The sequence below is a fragment of the Bradyrhizobium sp. AC87j1 genome (assembly GCF_002936975.1).
GTDB lineage: Bacteria > Pseudomonadota > Alphaproteobacteria > Rhizobiales > Xanthobacteraceae > Bradyrhizobium > Bradyrhizobium shewense.
In genome coordinates this window covers 1-16,575 of record NZ_PTFE01000133.1, presented here as the reverse complement: position 1 = coordinate 16,575, position 16,575 = coordinate 1, and the positions used below count along the sequence as shown (strand labels likewise).

Here is a 16,575-nt window from a genome sequence, read left to right as displayed (position 1 = left end):
CGGGATCGTCCAGCGCAAGCCGAAGCTCGCATTACCGACGCTCGACCGGTGGGTAGTCGAGTTCCAGGACTGGCTGCGGCAGCATCGCGGCGTCACAGAGCTGACAATAGATCGACATGGTCGCATGTTCATGCGGCAGCTCCCGGCGCTTGGCTGTGTTTTCGGCGTGGGGTCTCGACCTTGATCGGCGTGGGATCCGATCAATCAGATTCAATACAATCAGTGACTTGAAGGGGTCCCGAAGACGCCGATGGGGGTCACCTTTCAGTCAGCATTCACAGTGGGGATGGCCGAGTTCGTCGGGTGACTACGCCGAAGAGCTTGAACCGACCATTCAACCGAATCCCATAGTGTGGCGGTTTTGCCGACCACGAACAGAAGCAAGGTACCCGCGGCAGCGCCCTTAAGGGATTGACAGAAGCATACCGAATACAGAAGCAGATCATCGGGATTTTGAAGGAGCACGAAGCTGGCGTTTCGGTCGCCGATCTGTGCCGCAAGCATGGCGTCAGTGACGCCAGCATCTACAAATGGAAGGCGAAATTCGGCGGGATGGAGGCGTCGGACGCCAAGCGGCTGAAGACCCTGGAGGACGAGAACACGCGGCTGAAGCGGCTCTTGGCCGACGCCATGCTGGACAACGCGGCCTTAAAGGACCTGTTGGGAAAGAATGTATGGTCCGCCCCGTCCGTGCAAGGGTTCGTAACAGCAAAAATGACGCTTCCAGTTGCATAAATGTATCCGGCCTCTCGCGAGTGGACTGCTGTTGCAGCCAGGCCATGATGAGATCCGCGCACGCCGTTCCCAATAAACGGTTCGGGCACGAAGCCCGCTTTTTTGCACAGGGCTTACGGCATGTTGATCGTTGATCCACTGTTTCGTCATCGCTGTTCCCGAGCCTTGCAATCGAAGCCAGAAGCGTCAGGTGAAAGCGGGAACCTCTGCGTTCGTAGAGAGCCCCAGGCTTGTTCAAGACCACCCAGACAATGCGGGCCATCTTGGCGGCTAGAGCGACAACGGCCTTGTTCGGATGCATCCGAGCCTGGAGCCCGTCGAGCCAGCTTCCGAGGCGATCGCGCCTCCGGTCCAAATGCCGGAAGCAGGATCGCGCGCCATACACTAAAAGCTTTCTCACATAACGGTTGCCGCGTTTGCTGACGCCAAGCAACGTCTGTGTTCCGCCCGTCGAGTATTGCCTGGGCACTAACCCCAGCCAGGCAGCAAGGTTGCGGGCCTTGCGAAACTGCAGCCCATCACCGATCGCGGCAAGTACAGCGGTCGCACCCAATGCGCCGATACCAGGGATTGTCATCAGTCGGCGCGCGACGTCCTCTCGATCGGCGACCGCTTCGATCTCCTGTGTCACCTCGCGGATCCGTTCTTCGAGGCGGCGGAGATCAGCGAAGAGATCGCCCACCAGGCGACGCATCACTGGTGACAAATCGTTTCCTTCGTCATTCAAAGCGCGCGGCAACTCGAGTTTGAATATTCCGGCACCCTGACGCAAAGATACGCCGTACTCGAAGCAGAAAGCCCGCGTCTGACAAATCAGGCGTGTCCTCGAGCCGACCATCTGCTCACGGATTCGATGCAGCGCTTGAAGATCGCTTGGTCCTCCTCTCACGGCGACGAAGCGCATTGTCGGTCGCGTTGCGGCCTCAGCGATCGCCTCGGCGTCGATGATATCGTTCTTGTTTGACTTCACGTAGGGCTTCACGAATTGCGCGGGGATCAGGCGCACCTTGTGACCTAGTGCCTTTATCTTCCGGGCGAGCCACTGTGAACCGGCGCAGGATTCCATGCCAACTATGCTTGGTTGTGCGCGAGCAAAGAACTGAAGAAGGGTCTCCCGTCGAAAGCGAACTTTCTGAACCGGTGTGCCGTCGCAGCTTAGGCCAACGACGTGGAACAGGTTCTTGCCAATGTCGATTCAGACAGCCGCAGGTCGCGGCAAATTGCGATGGACCATGATACTCTCCTCTTTTGATCTGAGCTTCCTATAATGAGGGAGGAGGACGGGGCGAACCATCCTATTAATGGTGATGCCCGCTGCCAAGCGGAAAGCTGTCGCCCATCTCGTGGACGTCTACGGAATGAGAACGGCGGCCGTGTAAGCCATCGGCTGCTGCCGCATGACGATGAGATACAAGGCGACCCGCGGGGATGATGCCGGCCTTCGCCAGCGCATGAGGGTGATCGCCCAGAAACGTCGCCGTTTCGGTTATCGACGCCTGCACGTGCTGCTCAAGCGGGAGGGTTACCAATCCCATTGAAAGCACCTTCGCTACCGTGCGCCACCGCACGATCCGATCGAAGGGTTGCCTGTCCAACAGGACGGCGCTCGCGATGGTCTTCAAACTGCTTGAGGCCGCGCAGAAAAGCTGGCGCCGTCTCGATGGCCACAACCAGTTGCCAAAACTCGTTATCGGTGTGACATTCAACGATGGGATCGAGATCATCGCCAAACCGGCTGACCGTCAGCCCACAACCGCCGCCGCCTGACCGGCCTGGCCGTCACCAAAATTTGGCGATAGCTCGGAACGAAGGAATGCCGAAAGCCGGGTGAGTGCGACCGGCAGGTCCCGTTCGAGCACGGCATCCTCAAGACACAGCACGGCGGACCGGAGACCAGGTACGCGCTTGGCGCCGAGCAACGCATCGGCCAGATCCTCGCGGGTGCAGGGCATATGCGCCAAGGGCGAGGGCGGAAACCCGGCTCATGCGTCGTCGCCCAGGCTACGGATAATTGCGACCGCGCGATACTGCGATTCCCCGCCCAGCGTATCGACCGGAATGGCATGCGCGGCGGCGAGATGGAGCAAGTGCCCCACATCGGCGTCCTCGAAATCGCGAACCAGCAGCCGTTCCGGCACCCGCCGCAGCAGGGCGCGCGTCGCTTCGGCTATGCCGGGCTTGATCCGGTTGCGGTCACGCGTTCCGCTTTCCGCCAGCAACTGCCGCATCATCGCCTCGCATTCCTGTTTCAGCGCCGCTCGGTGGGCGCCGTGCCCGTCTACCGGTTGCGGTATCGCCGCAGCGGCCAACGGCGCGATCGTGTCCACGAAGGCACGTGAGAGATCAGCACCGGCATATTGCGGGTAGGTGACACAGGCGTGGAAATCGCCAGGCCCCACCAACGCGGCGTTGAGGATCGAGCGACTGACCAGGCCCGAAACGATGCCGTTCAGCAAGCCCGAGGCGATCAGATAATCATCCGCCGTCGCGGCGATGTCTGCCTGTCCTGCAGGGTCAGCAATCACGGCTAAGTCCGGTGTGAAGCCGAATGGCGCATTGGCCAGGGCCGCGCGAAGTTCGCCGGCAATCGCGCCCTTGCCGGTCCAGCCATCGACAAACACCGCGTCGCGCGGATTGTGCCGGCCGGCGATATGCGCGAGCGCGACGCGGTCGACACCCCGATCGCGGATAATGCTGATTGAATAATGGGCTGCGCGATGTCCGTGCGCCCGCAAGGTCCGCGCGAGCAAGACGCCGATCGGCGTCCCCGCACGCGCCAGCGAGACGATTATCAGCTCGCGCCCCGGCCTGCGTGCGGCGAGCTGCGCAGCGAGGGTGGCGACATCCTGCGCCAGGCGGGCACCGTTCCGCGCAAGCGCGGCGTGATAGAGGGATAGATAGCTGTCGTCCGGCACCCTCTCCGGCGCGATCATCTCCGAATAGTGGTGGCGGCCGGACTGGATCGCCGCTTCCTTTTCCGCGACGGAAGTTGGGGCCATTACCACTGGCTTGAGCAGGAAGGTGACGTCGGCCGGGTCGTAGCTGCCCGAGAACGCGGGCGCGACCTCAGTCCGCATGGAACATGCCGCCGGCCAGCTGCGAACGGGTGGGCATCATGGCGAAATCGCAAAGGCCCATGAAGGGCGCATCGGTGCGGCTGTCGCCGATGCCGATCACCGGCGCATCAGGGAAGCGTGCGCGGAGGCCGGGTAGGATATATGCCACCGCATGGGCCTTGCCGAGATAGGGTGGCGTCAGCGCCACGTTGTTGCCGTTGCGGTGGTCCGTCCAGCCCTTGGGCAAGGACGGCACGGCAGCGTCGACCACCGCAAAAAGTGCCGCGGCATCCGCATCTTCATGCTTGGCCAAGGTGTAGAGCGGCAGCGCGTCCTCGACTAGCACACGGGCGTTGACCGCGATGCCGCGGTCGCGCGCCATGCGCCTGATCGCCTCCGCCAGGCCAGCAAGCTGCGACGCGAAGGGCGCGGCGCGGTCGGCGATCGTCGCAGCCCACTCCATGTCGACCTGACCGCTGTCATCCAGCACGACGCCGCCATGCGCGCACACCGCTGCGCGGAATGGAATGCGCGCCCGCCGCAATGCGTCCAGGCTGCGGGCGGTGACGGGGACGAGATGCGTCGTATCGGCCAGCCATTCCAGGAACTGCATCTGCCGCGGGGTCGCATAGCTCAGCGGCGATCCGTCGCGCGCGAAGCCCAGCGGCGTCAACCGGTCGGCCGGCAAATCGGGCGGGCATTTGCGCAGCGTCTGGAACAGCGTGTCGTCCAGATCGACGAGGGCGATGGTACGGGTCATGCCGTCCAGCCGATCAGTTCGGCACGGAGAGCGGCAATCAGCCCGGGGTCGATTGTCGCCGCGCCGGTCTCATGCGCGATCCAGTTCGCGCGTCCATCGGCCCGGTCGGCATTGTAGAGGTAATTGGGCACGCCCGTTCCATAATTGTCGGCGAAGCGGAGCTTGGTCGCCATCGCGGCACCGGGGAGTGCGGGGCTTCGGCTGGTCGCCTGCACGACGACATCATGCCCTTCGTCTGCGAGGCGTTCCGCCAGCAGGAAGGGGGGATAGGTGAACTCGCCGGTTCCGATGATCCGCAGTGGGCCGAGGATCTCGGGCACAGCGGTATCTGGTTCGGGCACGACGGGCCGGTCGAGTCCCAGCCGACCGAAATTGCGATGCGTCGCCATGCGCCCGAGTGAAGCGGCAGCGGTATCGAACGCGCTGTTGAGCACCGTCGTCGTCTCCTGCGTCCACTCCATGCGTCCGCGCAGCAGCGCCGCGATGCACGTGGGACGCGGCATGCGTGCTTGCCACGCCTTGCCGGCCGACCAGTCGGTCAGCGTCGCTACCGCCATCGCTTCGATCAGCGGCCAAGCAGTGGCGAGCGCCTGGGCGAGGTTGCAAAGGGTCGTTCCTGTCGAGATCTCGTCGTCGACCAATACCAGGGATCGCGGCTCCGGAAGCGCCGGCCTGTAGATCAGATGCGCGGAGGCATGGCTGTGCGGTTCTTCGAAGCGGCACAGCAACGGATGATCCAGTTGCTGTCGCGTCGAATGCAGGAAATGGATGTCGACCCGGCCCGATGCGAGGCGAAATTCCTCGTGCACCGTCTGGGCAAGGCACACGGCGGTCTCGGCCAGGCCGACGACGAGCACCGGCCCCGGCAGATCGTTAGGAAGCCGCGCCGCGAGATCGCGGGCGCTCTGCCGCATCATCTGCGGCGTGGCGGGCAAATAGCGCCCTAGGACGCGGGATACGACCAGGAACCCCCGCCGCGGATTTTCGCGCGCCGCAAACGCGCAAAGGCTATCCAGCGGCCAGGCCGCCTTGTCCACGGCGATATCGAGCCGGCCCGTAGCCAACTGGATCGACTGGGTCTTGTCGGCGGCGGTCAACATTCGCAGGTGACGCGAGCGATCATGTCGCGGGCTCGGCGGACCACGTCTGCGCGGCCAAGCAGCCGCGCTTCGTGCGCCATCTGCGGCTCAATGCCAAACGAATCGAGGAAGCTGAGCATCAAGTACGCTCCACAGTGCTTGAGCGATAGCTCGCGATCCCTACAACGGCGATTGCAGGGTTTGCTACGGGTACTAATGCGCGTTCTCTCCGGCAGGGATCTGGGACCTAACTAGCAATGAGTGTGCCACCAGAGAATTTGCGCAGTGAATGCTTCAATAGAGATAGAAAGGTGTGCCTCGCCGGTGCTGGGTCCAGAGGCTCAGCGTCGAGTTGCGGACGTTGTGTGATCGACCTGGCACTGGCACAGATGAATACGACGACACCGGCATCAACTTGCTGCGCGACCAGTCTAAGACAACCGGTTATATGCGAGCTAATAGGATCGAGCACTTTCAACTGCAGCACACGGCGCTCGCATCATGCCGTTCCAGAACCTACGACCCGCCATGTGCTGCCTTTCGAGTAATCCCAACTGATTGAGCTAGCCTGAGAATGTTGGCAGTCGCACGCGGTTGTCAGCTTTGCGTCCATTGTCGTCGACCCGACGCTCGCCATCCCTGCAGGATCAGCATTTTCGGTCCGGCACGCCGGTTGCTCTGTTTCTGGCACCTTTACCCACCAGCGTATGGACTGGGTGCGGCGGCAAAGGACCAGGACCTTACAGGCCGGCGCGTTGCTCCAGTGGAATGATGTGCCGTCGACCCAGATGCAGTGGAGGATGACAGCGACCTTGCGGGCGATCGCGACCTTCGCCTTTTTCATGCCGATCCGCTTCGCAAGTTTCATTCCCAAGCTTTGAGGGAGGACCATTTCTTTGTTCGATAAAGCAGAAACGGTCGCTGCCTCGTAAAGGCACTGACCTTGCCCCCGCGCGCAATCCGGCTTGAAGTTCGTAGGAGAGGTTCGCTGCTTCGGTGAGGGCGATGCGTCGGTGACCTGTTACGAGGCCAGACCCGACTCGCTATCGCCTTATCGCCTGATCCGCTCACCGGCCATGACAGCGTTGGCGCCATCGCTCCGTCCAAGGAACCCGGACGATCAGGTGAAGACCAACCGCGAGGACGACCTTTTCCTCGCCCGACGCTTGAACCTGACGTCACGTCACGTTGTATGAAGATTGCCTCTGGCTCAATTCGGCGCTGCGCGCGTCGGTCCACGCATGCAGCCAGACCACCTTCAACAATTAAGAGGTTCAAGCGATGCTATTCTTCTTTTTGCTATCGATCGCTTTCGCTATCATCGGCACAATTTACGCCGTGAGCGCATGGCTTTCCCGCCGCCGGCGCAGCCGCAACTTACTCTTCGTTCGCCCCACACACACGTCTAAGCGGAGAGCGTTTTAAACAATCAAGCAAAGTACTTCGTTGCGATACTCTCGATAAGTCAAATTGCCATCGATGACGAGCTATGACGGATTTTGGGTGACGCGGTCCGATCAGGCGGCGCGGACTTCAGCGGTCGGAATGACTTCGATTCCGTCCGCAAACTTTACCCCGGATATCACCTTCGGCAACTGATTTGTGCCCTTCAACCGTCGCCAAGTTTTAGATGCGGCGCCGACGAGCTTGAAGACCATCAACTTTGCTGTGTGTGGCGATAACGCTCCCTTCGTTCGCACAGTCCGGTGCCTGACCGTGGCGCCTGACCGTGGCAAAGACGCTCTCGATTGGATTCGACGTGCGCAGATGCGACCAGTGCTCGGCAGGGAAGTCATAAAACGCCAACATAGCCGAGCGATCCTTGATCAGGCATTCAACGGCCGGCTGGTATTTGACGCCGTACTTCTCGACAAAGATATCAATCGCCTGTTTCAGCGGCCGCCGGGTTCGGCGCTAGGTAGATGTCACGCAGATCACTCTTTATTGCCGGCTGCACGGACTTGGCGACCTTGTCGAGCACGTTGTTCACCTTGTGCAGCCAACATCGCTGATGTTGCGTGCCGGGGAAGATTTCATCGAGCGCCCGCCAGAAGCCGAGAGCGCCGTCGCCGACAGCAAGCTGAGGCCCGATCTGCAAGCCGCGCTTGCGCAGATCGATCAGCAATTCTCGCCAACTTTGTGCGCTCTCGCGTACCCCGACCTGGAAGCCGATGAGTTCCTTCTTTCCTTCAGGCGTGGCGCCTATCAACACCAGGATGCATTCGGCATGGTCCTCCATGCGAGCCTGCAGATAGACGCCGCCCAGATATAGACCTACCGCCGCGCCGACAGGTCGCGCTTTTGCCAACGTTCGTTCGACGCGCAGACCACCGCGCTGCTCTGCGCTGTTAGCAACTAGCGCCAATGCGCAATCTGATGAAGGGCGGCGAAAGTAATAATTTCCCAAGAGGCTTGAAGCGCACGTAGCGTGAGGTTGTACGGTCAAAGGGAGTTGGGAACGATCTGTCATCGAAGCAGCATGACCCCCGATGCGGCTTCGACCGTGCAAGCAGCGAGAACGAGCCATTGAGCGACGATTTCCATCTTGAGGAGAGGACCATCGAGGCGGTACGGCGATATCGTGACGCGCTAGCCGCTGCCGCGAATTCTGAAAAGGCGCAAGCACGCACACATCGAGCGCTCATGAGCATGCTCCCAGACCTAGAGCGCGCAGTACTCGAGGATCGACCTCAATCAACCAGGAAAAAGCTCTTTAATGCTGGCGCAAGGGCGGTCACTCAATTAAATGAGGCGCGACAGCTCTTCAACGAGGCGACTGCGACGCTAGAGGGAGCTCGCCAGGCCCTGGCCGCTCTGGAGCAGCAGCTCGGATACATTCCAGATGTACCGGCGAAAGGAAGTCGAGTACGGTGATCTGACCGACCACGCTCATCAACTGACGGCGAAAATCGTTTGCGGGTACGGGCCGTGAGATCGGCACAGCCTCGCGACGCGAAGTGGGGTCACCTGCGGTGGCGGGATAGTGCGCCGAATTCGCTGGTCGACCACCAATGCGGCCGCTGTTGATCTGCTCGGGCCTCCTGAGGCGCACAACGATGCTCCGCGCTGCCGGGTCTGGGGCTCGCCGCCCTGCGCGTATTACCTCATAACGTAATCCGGGGGTGGGTGATATCTGCAGGAGAGACGTCGGGCTCGGCGTGCCGGACGAACTGTCCAAGATTAAGCAATTGATTACGCTAGACAATACTATTTCGCATAACATAGATTATGGAATATATTCTTATTCTCCGAACTTTGAAGTCCGCTGGTCAGCTAGGTTTGTTACGACGCAGTGGCTTGTCTTCGCCGGATAGCGTCGCGTTGGCGTAGGCTTCGTTTCCGCATGCGTCGAACTGAAGCGATCGAAGGCATCGGTGGTGCAGGTGCGGGCCGCACCTCCATGATCTCGAGAACCGCGCGTCCTTTATCAGTAACACGCCAGCCGCCGTTCATCCGCTCGATGAGACCTTGGGAGAAGATATCCAGGTCAGGCACGCGGGCTGCCAATCGCTTCGTGCGCTCGGCCCAGTCCCGTCCGCTGGTCGCCAAAATCGCCATATCGCGCTTGATGTCCTCCATGACGGCGAATCCGTCTGGATAGCTGACCAGCACCTTGAGAACTGTCACCTGGAAGTTCACCGCCCCACCCGTACGCGGCTTCCGCGAACTTACTTCCTCTATATCTTAGGGGCATTTGAGAACCCCTGTCGACTCACGACATTTCCGCTTGGTCGGCTTGTCTCGCGCGGAGCACTATCGCGACGATGAACGATGCTGCCGTGCAGGCTTCTGGAAACGGCGCGATCGCGAGGACTACATCCAACAGCGACTTAAGAACGCCTGGTTCTTGATAGGAGAACCGGATCACGCCTATGGCGGCTTTCTTTTTCAAGACCCGGGCAGTCGCCCATCCGAGATCCGGGCCTTGGCGCATCGTCCGCCTCCCTGTGGAGAAGTGTAAGTTGGAGCTTTCAAAACAACCGACGATTTGCACAGAGCCATGTGGTGCCTAGGCGCTGGCTGCATGTGAGCGAGACTGTGCGGCGGATACGTATCGATTCTCCTGCTCCGAGAGACCAAGATGTCCACGCAATGTTGAAGCCTCATATTCGGTGCGGAAAAGGCTGCGCTTCTGCAACAACGGCACGACTTCCTCTACAAATACCTTCAATTGGCCCGGCAACGCCTCACCCAGCATAAAGCCGTCAACGGCACCCGCCTCGAACCAGTGTTGGATCTTGTCGGCAACCTCTTCGGGAGTTCCCTCAAAACTGTCGGTCGGCCTGCCGTATCGTTCGGCTACTTGACGTAAGGTGAGATTTTCGCGCTTCGCCACTTCGGCGACCTCGATCACCGTGCCCCGCGCGCTGTTCAACCATTCTGGTTTCAAATCAGAGGGAAAGAGCTCATCGAGCGGGTGTTTAGAAAAATCATAATCATGGAAGTATTGCCCCAAAGCAGACAGCACACTCTCGATCGGATTGAGGGCGTTACGCTCGCGGCTCAGACGTTGAACTTCTTCACGGGTTGAGCCTACGACCGTGCTCATCCCGCCGAAAACATAGAGCTTGTCCGGGTCTCGGCCAGCAGCTGCAGCGCGCCGTCGGAGGTCTGCCCGGTATTCGAATGACTTCTGCAAATCCTTTAGCACACTGAATATCGCATCAGCATGACGACCCGCAAAGTCGCGGCCGTCATTCGAAATACCAGCCTGAAAAATGGTAGGGTGACCTTGCGGCGTACGGTCGATATTCAGCGGCCCGCGCACCTTGAGGAATTCGCCGGCATGATTCAGCGTATGGAGCTTGGATGGATCGAGAAAGATCCCTCCTTCCTTATCGCCCACGATAGCTCCAGGCTCATAGCTGTCCCAAAGGCCGCGCGCGACCTCAAGGAACTCGGCTGCCAGACGGTAGCGATCAGGGTGAGCTAAATGTTTGTCGTGGCCGAAATTTGCAGCGGTTCCTTCCAGCCAGGAGGTGACAACATTCCATCCGGCACGACCACCGCTCAGCTTATCCAGCGAGGCGAGCTGCCGCGCCAGATTGAACGGTTCGGTGTAACTCACGCTAAACGTGCCCACGAGGCCGATCTTCTCGGTGACCATGGCTAGGGCCGAAAGGATGGTCGCGGGCTCAAACCGGCTCAAATATTGAGGCATCGATTTTTCGTCGATTTGCAGGCTGTCGGCAACGAAAAGAAAATCGAACTTGCCCTTCTCCGCCAGCTTCGCCTGCTGTGCATACAAGTCGATGTTGGTGCTGCCATCGATCACAGCCTCAGGATGACGCCAGGTCGCCCATCCACGACCAACACCATGCAACATAAAACTAAGCTTCAGACCACTCGCCAGGGACATCTCATATCTCCTTGAATTACCTTTGAATATCGCGTGATAATTTGGATGGTTCGTTGGTAGGCATTGCCTTGCTGGCCAACGTTGTGCCTTTCGCCGAGGCGAGCAGCGCATGCGTGTAAGGATGCTTGGGAAAGTCCAGCACCTTGGCGGCGGGACCGCATTCAAGAAGCTCGCCGCGGTACATCACGGCAATGCGGTCGGCGAAATACTCTACCACTCCCACGTCGTGGGTGATGAAAAGAAACGCCAGACCGCGCCTTTCCTGCAGATCCGAGAGTAGGTTCAAAATCTGAGCCTGCACCGACAAGTCAAGCGCAGACACGGCCTCGTCACAGATTAGAAGCGATGGCGAACACGCCAGCGCCCGCGCGATGCTGACGCGCTGACGCTGACCACCCGACAGCTCATGAGGGTAACGGTCGAGCAAGGCGGTCGACAAACCCACATCGTCAAGTAACTGCTTTGGCGTCGCTTTATCGCAATCGCCGCGAAGAGCGCTGAGCGGCTCCGACAGTATTCGTTTCACCGTGAAACGCGGATCAAAAGCTGCAGCGATATCCTGGAACACCATGCCCAATTGTCGGCGTTGCGCGGGCATGCGATTCCGCGCCGCAGGCGCCAGCAGCTCGCCATTGAGCGCGATCCGTCCCCCACGCGGCCGGATCATCCCCATAAGAGCGCGCGCCAAAGTCGATTTCCCTGACCCCGATTCACCGATGATCGTCAGGACTTCCCGCGACTCAAGCTGGAACGAAACCTGACGCACGATGTGCGCTTGCCCGTGCTGTCCTTCGAGCACGACGTCCAGCCCCTCGACGGAAAGCAGCGGTGACTGCGGATTCATGACACCCGCCCATCTGTTTCCGCCCGACGCTCGGCAACGACGTGACAAGCAACGGCTCCATCCTGCAATTCAATGACTGGCGGACTGTCATCTGCACAACGTGCGCGCACCTCGGAGCAACGCGAAGCAAAAGCACATCCTTGATGGGCGGCGCCGAGCTCTGGGGGGGCGCCAGCGAGTTCGCGCAAGCGCTGTCGGTGACCGTTCGCAGAACGGCGCTGCGGGCGAGATTCGACCAGCGCTCGGCTATAGGGGTGCAACAGGGAATGAGGAATGGAGGATGCGTCACGTTCCTCGACCCTTGTTCCTGCGTACATGACCAGAACCCGATCCGCCCACTGCGCCACCAACTCGAGGTCGTGCGTAATGAGTAGCATCGCCATACCCGTGCGGACCTGAATGTCGCGCAGAAGTAAACGAATCTCGTGCTGCACCGTGGCATCGAGAGCTGTTGTTGGTTCATCCGCGATCAGCACGTCCGGTTGATTGGCAATAGCCATCGCGATTAAGACCCGCTGCCGCATGCCACCGAAAAGCTGATGGGGATATACGTCGAGCATGTACGCTGGTGCGGGTAACCGAACCTGCGCTAGCAGCGTTGAGGCTTCAGCGCGGGCCGCGCTCCGGCCGATATCGCGATGCGCAAGTATGGCGTCGTTCAGGTGTTCACCGATTGTCAGCACTGGGTTAAGAGCCGAGCTCGGATCCTGGAAAATGATGCTAATGCGATTGCCTCGCAAAGCGCGGGCTTCACGCTCCGGCAATCCGGACAATGGGCGGCCCAGCAATTCAGTGCTGCCCGCAACGATCCGTGCCGTTACCGGCAACAGTCCGACCAGCGACAATGCCGTGACCGACTTACCGCAACCGGATTTTCCGACGATCGCCAGCGTCTCCCCGGCCGCTACACTGAGATCAATGCCCCGAACAACCTCCGCCCAGTCGCGGCCACGCCGGAAAGCCACCCGCAGATCGCGTGCGGCGAGAACAACATCGGTCATCGGCGCCGCCTTGGATCGAGAGCCTTGTTCAATCCATCACCCAACAGGTTCAGACTGAGCACGGTGATCAGAATTGCAGAGCCCGGAAGCAACGTCAGTGACGGCGCGGTACGAATAATGTCGCGACCGTCGCCGATCATGCTTCCCCATGACACGAGATCTGGATCACCCAGGCCAAGGAAGGAAAGTCCGGATTCGCCAAGAATCGCGACAGCAGCGAGAATGGAGCCGTTCGCGATCACTGCCGGCAACACGTTCGGCATCAGGTGAGTCAGAATGATGCGGACGTCGCCGACATTCATGGCCGGAGCAGCGCGTACGAAATCGAGTTCGCGCAACATCAATGTCTGCGATCGAACCAGCCGCGCGACGCCAGGCCAACTCGTCAAAGCGATGGCCAGGATGATATGACTTATCGAGGCTCCAAGGATTGCAACGACGAACAGCGCAAGCAGGAAATGCGGGATGGTCTGGAACAGCTCGCAAAACCCCATTAGCACCGTATCGACCCAGCCTCGCGCATACCCGGCGATCAAGCCCAGCGACATTCCGATCACGGTTGCGCATCCAGCGGACAGCGCTCCGAGGACCAACGAGGTTCGAGCGCCATAGGCGATACCGGCAGCGACATCTCGGCCCAGCCCATCCGTACCGAGTGGAAAACTTCGATCGGTACCAAACGCCACCATTGAGGGTCCTATCATGTCGCGGGGATCGGCCGGATAGAGCAAGGGCGCAGCAAGGGCCACGGCCACAAGGCCGGTCAAAAGTGCACAACCAAGCGTCAGCGCCGGATTATTCGCTAAGGTCCGCAGCGCAGTCATTGCACACCAATCCGCGGGTCGAGCCATGAATACAGCAGGTCCACTATTAAATTGACTGAGAGCACAGCGACGGCCGCGCAAAGCACGACGCCGCTCAAAAGATTATAGTCGCGCTGAAACACTGCTTCGAACGCCAGACGACCGAGGCCTGGCCAGGCAAATGCGACTTCAACGAGACCGCTCCACCCAACAGCGTTCCGGCCTGCAAACCTATAATCGTGACCACCGGTAGCAATGCGTTGCGTAAAATATAGCGGCGCGCCACCCGCAGTGGTGGAAGTCCCGCTGCGCGCGCGGTGCGGACAAAGTCGAGCCCGCGCACCTCCAGCATCGCAGTGCGCGTCACACGGAAGTATACCGAAGCGAAGAACAGCGAGAGCGTGATAGCCGGCAGCGACAAATGCGAGAACAAGCCGAGCAAAGCGCCTAACGCCGTCCCGGGAGGAATGGTATCGACGAGCCCGCCCACCGGGAACCAATGCAGCTTGACGCTGAAAACAATAATAAAAGCCAGACCAAGCAAAAAGCTTGGTGTTGCATAGAGACAAATCGCAATTGACGACAACAGCCGATCGACAATCTTTCCGGGACGTAGCGCGGCGAAGAAGCCTCCGCACACGCCGAACGTCACCGCTAAAAATAGCGCAGTGCCGCTAAGCAACAGAGTCGCCGGCAGCCGCTTGCTGATTAGTCCCAGCACACTATCGTGGGCGCTATAGGAGTACCCCAGATGATGGGCTGCGTGCGAGACGCACTACGTCCGAGGCCCGGATCGCCCGAAAAAATGATGGTCACCGACCGCCGATGCCCCTCTGCTACCGCGGTTGTGTAACTCTGTAGGCCGACTCCGTTCGAGAAGAGAGTGACTATCTAGTCGCGCTTTGCGCCATGATCTCCTCGACCGGGTTCGGAAAAGCCATCGCGCTTCGCATGGATCTGACCCAGATTGTCATTCCAACCACCTATGCCGGTTCGGGGATGACTCCGATCATCGGCGAGACCGAAGGCGGCAGAAAGATCACGCAACGGACGCTGAAAGTGCTTCCGGAGATCGTCATTTATGACGTTGAGCTCACCTTCACTTTGCCATTAAGGCTGACGGTGACGTCGGGCACCAATGCCATAGCGCACGCCGTCGAGGCGCTATACGCGCAGGACCGCAATCCAGTCATCTCCATGATGACCGAGCAGGCGATCGCCGCGATGGGGCGCGCGCTTCCTGCAATTGTCGCCAATCCGATCCACAGGGTTCGGCAGGCGCCGCAGATCCCTCCCCCGCAAGAAACAGGGACGTCGACGCCCATGGCCTCTAGCGTTGCAAGCAAGCCAACGTCAGGTGTTACGATCGCCGCCTTGTTGCTGGCCCTCAGCACCACCTCATAGGGGGCACGTCGCTCTGGACGCTCCGCTTCGGCGGCGTGAACATCTCGATGTGCTTTCGCTCGTCCGGCCATGCGCCGACAGCTTCTTCGAAGGCTTCGAGCATTGCCGGCACGCGCTGCGGGCCTATTCACCCGACCCTACCGGCCGGGTGGCGCGAGTCTCCAAAATGGAAGGCCACCGTGGCAACGAACGCCCTGTGCAGAAATCGGCGCCCGAGGCTTCGCCTGGAATCTTTATTGGAGCATCGCAACCGTCCAAGTTCGTGCTGTTACTCCGGATGATCGGCGGCGCTACTAACCGATTACCTTTGTTCGCAATCGCGGGAGAAACATTCAGCGTGTACACAGTCGCCGTTAGTTGCAGAGACGCATCCGGTGCGACATGCTACCTTTGGTTGGTTGAGCAAAAGGGGTAGATTTTGAAGATCAAATCGATTGCGATCAGAAATTTCCGTTCATTTAAGGATACGACTGTCGACTTGGATGACTACACCGCATTTGTTGGCCCGAACGGCGCTGGAAAGTCCACGGTCCTGTGCGCACTGAATATCTTCTTCCGACAAACGGAGGAGGCACCCACAAATCTAATCGAGCTTGACGTCGAGGACTTTCATAACGGCAACGTCAAGGAGCCGGTTGAGATTACGCTGACCTTTCACGATCTCGAGCCAGACGCTCAAACCGATTTTGCCGAATACTATCGATCCGGCATGTTAATCGTTTCCGCAGTAGCCGAGTTCAACGAAGCCTCTCGGAAGGCACCTGTGCGGCAGTTCGCCAAACGCAGTGCAATGAAGGAGTTCGGTGATTTCTTCCGGCGATTTAACGATGGCGCGCCCGCGGGTGAGCTCGCCGGGATCTACGAGGAAATCCAAAACAGCCATCCGGAATTTGGGCTCCCCAAGAAGGGTACGAAAGAAGCCAACCGCCAAGCCCTCAGATCTTATGAGGAGGATCATCCAGAGCGTTGCGTTCTGATCGATAGTGAAGATCAGTTCTACGGGTTCAGCAAGGGTGGTGATCGGCTATCCCGCTATGTTCAGTGGGTCTACGTTCCAGCGGTCAAAGACGCGACCAAAGAGAACGTCGAGGGCCGCAACACTGCTCTGGGCAAGCTACTAGCTAGGACAGTTCGGTCGAAGGTCAACTTTGAGAGTGAAATTGCAGCTCTCAGAGACGCGACGCTCGGTTCATACAAGAAGATCATCCAGCAGCAGCAGACTGCACTAGACGACCTTTCGAAGACTTTGACCGCGAAACTGGGAGAATGGGCTCATCCGCAGGCCGCAGCTCGGCTGGAGTGGACCGAGGACCCGCTTAAATCAGTACAGATCGCCGACCCGATGGCGCGGCTGTTTGCAAGCGAGGGTGCCTTTTCAGGCGATTTGGCGCGGTTCGGGCATGGGCTTTGACCTGCCACTGAATTTTCATCCAGCGGCAGTTAGAGTCTCGAGGTTTTGTACGCCAAGTGGCGCGGGTGGAGCAACGGACGATCGGCGGAGCTGGTCGGGGTTGCGCAGCCGATCGTCCGTTGC

Annotated in this window: 14 protein-coding genes and 8 pseudogenes; 6 read left to right on the top strand and 16 right to left on the bottom strand. The window is 59.8% G+C overall.

From position 1 onward, the window contains the following. Positions 1-184: pseudogene (locus CV770_RS43065) on the top strand (hypothetical protein); the annotation flags it as partial. A 227-nt stretch (positions 185-411) separates the two neighbouring features. Continuing rightward, positions 412-675: pseudogene (locus CV770_RS37155) on the top strand (transposase); the annotation flags it as partial. Positions 676-946: 271 nt separating this feature from the next. Here CV770_RS37155 and CV770_RS37150 read toward each other — a convergent pair. Further along, positions 947-1,930: pseudogene (locus CV770_RS37150) on the bottom strand (IS110 family RNA-guided transposase); the annotation flags it as partial. A 106-nt stretch (positions 1,931-2,036) separates the two neighbouring features. On the opposite strand from CV770_RS37150, the pseudogene CV770_RS37145 reads away from it, so the two are divergent. Beyond that, positions 2,037-2,261, top strand: a pseudogene (locus CV770_RS37145) (IS3 family transposase); the annotation flags it as partial. Then, positions 2,254-2,502, top strand: a pseudogene (locus tag CV770_RS37140) (IS256 family transposase); the annotation flags it as partial. The pseudogenes CV770_RS37145 and CV770_RS37140, both read left to right, overlap by 8 nt. Here the strand turns inward: CV770_RS37140 and CV770_RS44350 are convergent. From CV770_RS44350 to CV770_RS37075, 15 genes and pseudogenes are all read right to left on the bottom strand, one after another. Then, positions 2,478-2,687 carry an HpcH/HpaI aldolase/citrate lyase family protein gene (locus tag CV770_RS44350; RefSeq protein ID WP_104465871.1) on the bottom strand — a complete coding sequence of 70 codons (210 nt, stop codon included), beginning with the start codon at positions 2,685-2,687 and terminating at the stop codon, positions 2,478-2,480. The pseudogene CV770_RS37140 and the gene CV770_RS44350 overlap by 25 nt on opposite strands. 30 nt (positions 2,688-2,717) lie before the next feature. After that, the gene (locus CV770_RS37130; protein WP_104465870.1) at positions 2,718-3,812 is read right to left on the bottom strand and encodes a cysteine protease StiP domain-containing protein; all 1,095 of its coding nucleotides are present in this window, start codon (positions 3,810-3,812) and stop codon (positions 2,718-2,720) included. Then, complete coding sequence (locus CV770_RS37125) at positions 3,802-4,551, bottom strand: HAD family hydrolase (protein WP_104465869.1); 750 nt, start codon at positions 4,549-4,551, stop codon at positions 3,802-3,804. The genes CV770_RS37130 and CV770_RS37125 overlap by 11 nt, the downstream gene beginning before the upstream one ends. Continuing rightward, the gene (locus CV770_RS37120) at positions 4,548-5,651 is read right to left on the bottom strand and encodes a phosphoribosyltransferase domain-containing protein (RefSeq protein WP_104465868.1); all 1,104 of its coding nucleotides are present in this window, start codon (positions 5,649-5,651) and stop codon (positions 4,548-4,550) included. Before CV770_RS37120 ends, CV770_RS37125 begins: the two co-directional genes overlap by 4 nt. Beyond that, positions 5,645-5,770, bottom strand: a complete 126-nt coding sequence (locus tag CV770_RS43970) for a hypothetical protein (RefSeq protein ID WP_283811432.1) — start codon at positions 5,768-5,770, stop codon at positions 5,645-5,647. The genes CV770_RS37120 and CV770_RS43970 overlap by 7 nt, the downstream gene beginning before the upstream one ends. Positions 5,771-6,375: 605 nt before the next feature. Then, positions 6,376-6,542: pseudogene (locus CV770_RS37115) on the bottom strand (IS110 family RNA-guided transposase); the annotation flags it as partial. Positions 6,543-7,147: 605 nt separating this feature from the next. Next, positions 7,148-7,940 (bottom strand): annotated as a pseudogene (locus CV770_RS37110) (IS256 family transposase); the annotation flags it as partial. Between the two features lie 972 nt (positions 7,941-8,912). After that, entirely contained in the window at positions 8,913-9,269 is a 357-nt protein-coding gene (locus CV770_RS37105; RefSeq protein WP_104465867.1) for a hypothetical protein, read from the bottom strand. 73 nt (positions 9,270-9,342) lie between these two features. Beyond that, positions 9,343-9,564, bottom strand: a complete 222-nt coding sequence (locus CV770_RS37100) for a hypothetical protein (protein ID WP_104465866.1) — start codon at positions 9,562-9,564, stop codon at positions 9,343-9,345. A gap of 75 nt (positions 9,565-9,639) precedes the next feature. Then, positions 9,640-10,989 carry an LLM class flavin-dependent oxidoreductase gene (locus CV770_RS37095; RefSeq protein WP_104465865.1) on the bottom strand — a complete coding sequence of 450 codons (1,350 nt, stop codon included), beginning with the start codon at positions 10,987-10,989 and terminating at the stop codon, positions 9,640-9,642. A gap of 16 nt (positions 10,990-11,005) precedes the next feature. Further along, on the bottom strand, positions 11,006-11,833 hold the full coding sequence (locus tag CV770_RS37090) for an ABC transporter ATP-binding protein (RefSeq protein WP_104465864.1): 828 nt from the start codon (positions 11,831-11,833) through the stop codon (positions 11,006-11,008). Then, positions 11,830-12,834 (bottom strand): ABC transporter ATP-binding protein, encoded by a 1,005-nt coding sequence (locus CV770_RS37085; protein ID WP_104465863.1) that lies wholly within the window; start codon positions 12,832-12,834, stop codon positions 11,830-11,832. Before CV770_RS37085 ends, CV770_RS37090 begins: the two co-directional genes overlap by 4 nt. Beyond that, on the bottom strand, positions 12,831-13,658 hold the full coding sequence (locus CV770_RS37080) for an ABC transporter permease (protein WP_245453959.1): 828 nt from the start codon (positions 13,656-13,658) through the stop codon (positions 12,831-12,833). The genes CV770_RS37085 and CV770_RS37080 overlap by 4 nt, the downstream gene beginning before the upstream one ends. Next, positions 13,655-13,795 carry an ABC transporter permease subunit gene (locus CV770_RS44345; protein ID WP_502693637.1) on the bottom strand — a complete coding sequence of 47 codons (141 nt, stop codon included), beginning with the start codon at positions 13,793-13,795 and terminating at the stop codon, positions 13,655-13,657. Before CV770_RS44345 ends, CV770_RS37080 begins: the two co-directional genes overlap by 4 nt. Then, a complete protein-coding gene (locus CV770_RS37075) occupies positions 13,753-14,358 on the bottom strand; it encodes an ABC transporter permease (RefSeq protein ID WP_245453958.1) in 606 nt (201 codons plus the stop codon). Before CV770_RS37075 ends, CV770_RS44345 begins: the two co-directional genes overlap by 43 nt. A 194-nt stretch (positions 14,359-14,552) precedes the next feature. On the opposite strand from CV770_RS37075, the pseudogene CV770_RS42945 reads away from it, so the two are divergent. Both CV770_RS42945 and CV770_RS37065 read left to right on the top strand, forming a co-directional pair. Then, a pseudogene (locus CV770_RS42945) lies at positions 14,553-14,894 on the top strand (maleylacetate reductase); the annotation flags it as partial. Between the two features lie 565 nt (positions 14,895-15,459). After that, positions 15,460-16,452: an AAA family ATPase gene (locus tag CV770_RS37065; RefSeq protein ID WP_161500073.1), complete on the top strand. Its 993-nt coding sequence runs from the start codon at positions 15,460-15,462 to the stop codon at positions 16,450-16,452. Positions 16,453-16,575: the final 123 nt, after the last annotated feature.